The organism is Kitasatospora sp. NPDC004799 (genome assembly GCF_040609095.1).
GTDB lineage: Bacteria > Actinomycetota > Actinomycetes > Streptomycetales > Streptomycetaceae > Kitasatospora.
In genome coordinates this window covers 1-3,742 of sequence record NZ_JBEXJK010000585.1, presented here as the reverse complement: position 1 = coordinate 3,742, position 3,742 = coordinate 1, and the positions used below count along the sequence as shown (strand labels likewise).

Sequence of the window (3,742 nt, the reverse complement as noted above, 5' to 3'; positions counted from 1 at the left end):
GTTGCGGGTGATTTTCAGACTGCCAACGGCGATCGGCGCCCCTCCTACAGATCCGGCAGTCTGAAAATCATCCAGCCCCCGCAGCACCCACCCCCGGAGCCGCCCCGCCACCCCACCCTCCCGAGAGCGACCACCGTCAACGAGCCCCCCTCAACGAGCCCCCCGCCGAGCCTCCCGCACCCGCCGCAACCGATTCACCAGCACCGGCGCATGCGCCAACGCCTCCTCCCGGTCCAGCAACCCGTTCAGCAGCTGGTAGTACCGCGTGGAGGAGAGCCCCAGCTCCTCCCGGATCGCCCGCTCCTTGGCCCCCGCCGTCCGCCACTGCCGCCCCTCCAGCGCCAGCACCGCCCGGTCCCGCTCACTCAGCTCGCCCACCGGAAACCTCCGTCCACCACTACGGAGTGTCATTCTCCCGCCCGACCCCGACACACACTGCTCGCCCCACCGCCCCGCGCGCCCGGCTACCGTCACCCCCATGACCACGCCCGGCTTCGCCCTGCACATCCCCACCGCCGACCTCGACCCCGACCCGCTCGACCCGTCCCAGATCGTCTCCGGCACCCCCGAGGTCACCGGCAGGGTGCTGTCCGAGTCCGCCGACGGCCGCCACCTGCGCGGCATCTGGCAGATCACCCCCGGCGTGGTCACCGACGTCGAGGCCGACGAGATGTTCGTGGTGCTCAGCGGCCGGGCCACCATCGAGATCGAGGGCGGCCCGACCCTGGAGGTCGGCCCCGGCGACTGCGGTGTCCTGCGCGAGGGCGACCGCACCACCTGGACGGTCCACGAGACCCTCCGCAAGGCCTACGCCCTCACCCTCCCCTGAGCCCCCCGCCGGGGCCGAGGCACCTCCCGGCCCGGCCCCGGCCCTACTTGCGGACCTTCACCGCCTCCTGCACCGCCGCCTCCTGCAGCCCGCCGAGCACCTGCTTCGGGTCCCCGGTCACCGCCTGCCCGATCCCCGCCTTGATCCGGTTGCTGACCTCGCCCCAGGCCGGGTCACCGAACGGGTAGAAGCTCGCGTTCGTCAGCCCGACCGCGAACTGCTTGAGGTCCTCGTGCTTCGGGTCCGAGGACATCTGGCCGAACGCGTCCTGAGTGACCGGCAGGAGGTTGTACTGCTCGTCGAACTTCAGCTGGTTGTCCTTGGTGTAGACGAACGCCAGGAACTTCTTGATCTCGTTCTTGTGCTTGTTCGCCTTGAACGCCATCATCCAGTCCGCGACCCCGAGGCTCCCGGTCCGCCCGACGCCGTCCTTCTTCGGGATCGGCGCCGTCCCGAACTCGATCTTCCCGGCGGTCGCCATCCGCAGCAGCGTCGGGTGCCCGTTCAGCATCGCGACCTTCCCGGCGGCGAAGTCCTGGAACACCGGGGTCCGGTTCATCTTGCCCGGCTCCGGGTACGTCAGCCCGGTGCCCACCAGGTTGCTCTTCAGCCAGCCGAAGGTCGCCTGGTTCTGGGCGCTGTCGATGGTGTAGTTGCCGACGTCGTCGGAGATGCTGCCGCCGCCGCTCAGCGTCCACAGCATCGACTCGGCCGGCGCCTCCTCCGGCCCCAGCGGCAGCCCGTACGGGGTCACCCCCGGCACCTTGGCCTTGATCTTCTCCGCGTCCTGCCGCAGCTCGTTCCAGGTGGCCGGCGGCTGGGTGATCCCGGCCTGCCGGAACACCGCCTTGTTGTAGAAGAGCACCCGCGACGAGGACACGAACGGGATCCCGTACTGCGTCCCGAGCACCTGCCCGGCGTGCGCGAAGGTGTCCAGGAACCTGGCCTGGGTGTCCACCGAGAGCACGTCCGACGCCGGGTACAGCCGGTCCGCCGCGACCTGGTCCGCGAAGCCGCCGGTCTGGAGCAGGTCCGGCGACTTGCCGGCCGCGATCATGTCCTCGACCTTCTTGCCGATCTCGGTCCAGCTCTCCACCTCGACGCTGACCTTGATCCCGGGGTTGGCCGCCTCGAAGTCCCGGGCGACCGCGTCCCAGTAGTGCTTGGAGTTGGTCTCGGGGCTCTCCCCGTAGTCGGCCGCGACCAGCCTGAGGGTGACCGGCCCGTCGTCCTGCCCGCCGCAGGCACTGACCGCGGTGAGGACCAGTGCTCCGGCCAGCGCACCGCCGAGCACACGGGTGGGGACGTGGACGCGCCTGTTCAACGCGGGTACCGCCTTCGGGGGGATGAACGTCGGCCGGAACGGGGGATTCCGGCGGGGGGACGCGCAACACTCCCAAACCCGCCGACCACCGGTCCACACCACCGACCCGCGCCGCTCCAGGAGTTATCGAAGTGCCCGGAGTCATTGCATGATGCGCAACAAAACGCCCGTTCCCACCCGTCCCGGACCCCGCCGCGAACCCCGGCGCAAAGCCCCGCACACCCCCGCGGCTGCGACAAAGCTCACCCAGTATGGACCAGACCAATCCGACAACTGGACTAGACCTCTTCGACCCGCCCAAGGGAAACTGTCCTCCGTGAAGCACGTCATCGCACTCGATGTAGGCGGCACCGGCATGAAGGCCGCGCTGCTCGCCCAGGACGGCTCCGTGCTGTTCGAGGCACGCCGACCGACCGGGCGGGAGCACGGCACGGACGCCGTCGTCGCCGCCATCCTCGACTTCGCCACCGACCTGGCGGACGAGGGCCGCAGCCGTTTCGGCGTCGCCCCGCTCGCGGCCGGTGTCGCCGTCCCGGGGACGATCGACGAGAAGAACGGCGTCGCGGTCTTCTCCGCCAACCTCGGCTGGCGGGACCTCCCGCTGCGCAAGCTCCTCGGCGAGCGCCTGGCCGCACCGGACGGCAGCGCGATGCCGGTGGCCCTCGGCCACGACGTGCGTTCCGGCGGCCTGGCCGAGGGCCGGCTCGGAGCCGGCCGCGGCGTCGACCGCTTCCTGTTCATCGCCCTCGGCACCGGCATCGCCGGCGCCATCGGCATCGACGGCCGGATCGAGGCCGGCGCGCACGGCTACGGCGGGGAGATCGGCCACGTCGTGGTCCGCCCCGACGGCCCGCCGTGCGGCTGCGGCGCCCGCGGCTGCCTGGAGACGCTGGCCTCCGCCTCCGCCGTCTCCCGCGCCTGGGCCGAGGCCAGCGGCGACCCCGACGCCGACGCGGCATCCTGCGCCGCCGCGGTGGACGCCGGGGACGACCGCGCCCGCGCGGTCTGGCAGCGGGCCGTCGACGCCCTGGCGGACGGCATCGTGCTGGCCCAGAGCCTGCTCGACCCGTCCACCGTGATCGTCGGCGGCGGGCTGGCCGAGGCCGGCGACACGCTCTTCACTCCGCTGCGCGCGGCGGTCACCGGGCGGCTGACCTTCCAGATGCCCCCGAAGGTCGTACCCGCCATGCTCAAAGACACCGCCGCATCCCTGGGCGCGGGCCTGCTCGCCTGGGACCTGCTCACCATGGAGGTGACCGCGTGACCACCGCGGACCGTGACCGTACTGCCCTGGCCGGTGCCCGACTGGTCCTGCCCGGCGGTGTCGTCGAGGCCGACCGCCTCACCGTCGAGGGCGAGCGCATCGCCGGCCTCGGCGGCGACACCGAACCCGGCGACCTCGACCTGACCGGCCACACCGTCGTCCCCGGCTTCGTCGACCTGCACGTCCACGGCGGCGGCGGCGCCTCCTACGCCTCCGGCATCGCCGAAGAGGCCCTGCTCGCCGCCCGCACCCACCTGGAGCACGGCACCACCACCACCGTCGCCTCCACCGTCACCGGCGAGATCGACGAGGTCGCCCGCCAGGC

At 72.1% G+C, this 3,742-nt stretch carries 5 protein-coding genes; 3 read left to right on the top strand and 2 right to left on the bottom strand.

Going from position 1 to position 3,742, the window contains the following annotated elements; genetic code table 11:
- Nucleotides 1–150: 150 nt before the first annotated feature.
- Nucleotides 151–411 (bottom strand): DUF3263 domain-containing protein, encoded by a 261-nt coding sequence (locus tag ABZW03_RS38445; RefSeq protein WP_355269158.1) that lies wholly within the window; start codon nt 409–411, stop codon nt 151–153.
- Between the two features lie 67 nt (nt 412–478).
- Between ABZW03_RS38445 and ABZW03_RS38440 the strand changes: the two genes are divergently transcribed.
- Entirely contained in the window at nt 479–829 is a 351-nt protein-coding gene (locus ABZW03_RS38440) for a cupin domain-containing protein (protein ID WP_355269156.1), read from the top strand.
- A gap of 43 nt (nt 830–872) precedes the next feature.
- Here ABZW03_RS38440 and ABZW03_RS38435 read toward each other — a convergent pair whose 3' ends face one another.
- Entirely contained in the window at nt 873–2,153 is a 1,281-nt protein-coding gene (locus ABZW03_RS38435) for an extracellular solute-binding protein (protein WP_355269154.1), read from the bottom strand.
- Between the two features lie 316 nt (nt 2,154–2,469).
- Between ABZW03_RS38435 and ABZW03_RS38430 the strand changes: the two genes are divergently transcribed.
- Together ABZW03_RS38430 and ABZW03_RS38425 are read left to right on the top strand one after the other, a co-directional pair.
- A complete protein-coding gene (locus tag ABZW03_RS38430; protein ID WP_355269152.1) occupies nt 2,470–3,417 on the top strand; it encodes an ROK family protein in 948 nt (315 codons plus the stop codon).
- On the top strand, nt 3,414–3,742 hold a 329-nt coding region (locus ABZW03_RS38425; RefSeq protein WP_355269150.1), incomplete at its 3' end, for an amidohydrolase family protein. The genes ABZW03_RS38430 and ABZW03_RS38425, both read left to right, overlap by 4 nt.

Coding starts and splice junctions, on each gene's coding strand:
- ABZW03_RS38445 (WP_355269158.1), bottom strand. CDS start 411: ATGACACTCCGTAGTGGTGGACGGAGGTTTCCGGTGGGCGAGCTGAGT.
- ABZW03_RS38440 (WP_355269156.1), top strand. CDS start 479: ATGACCACGCCCGGCTTCGCCCTGCACATCCCCACCGCCGACCTCGAC.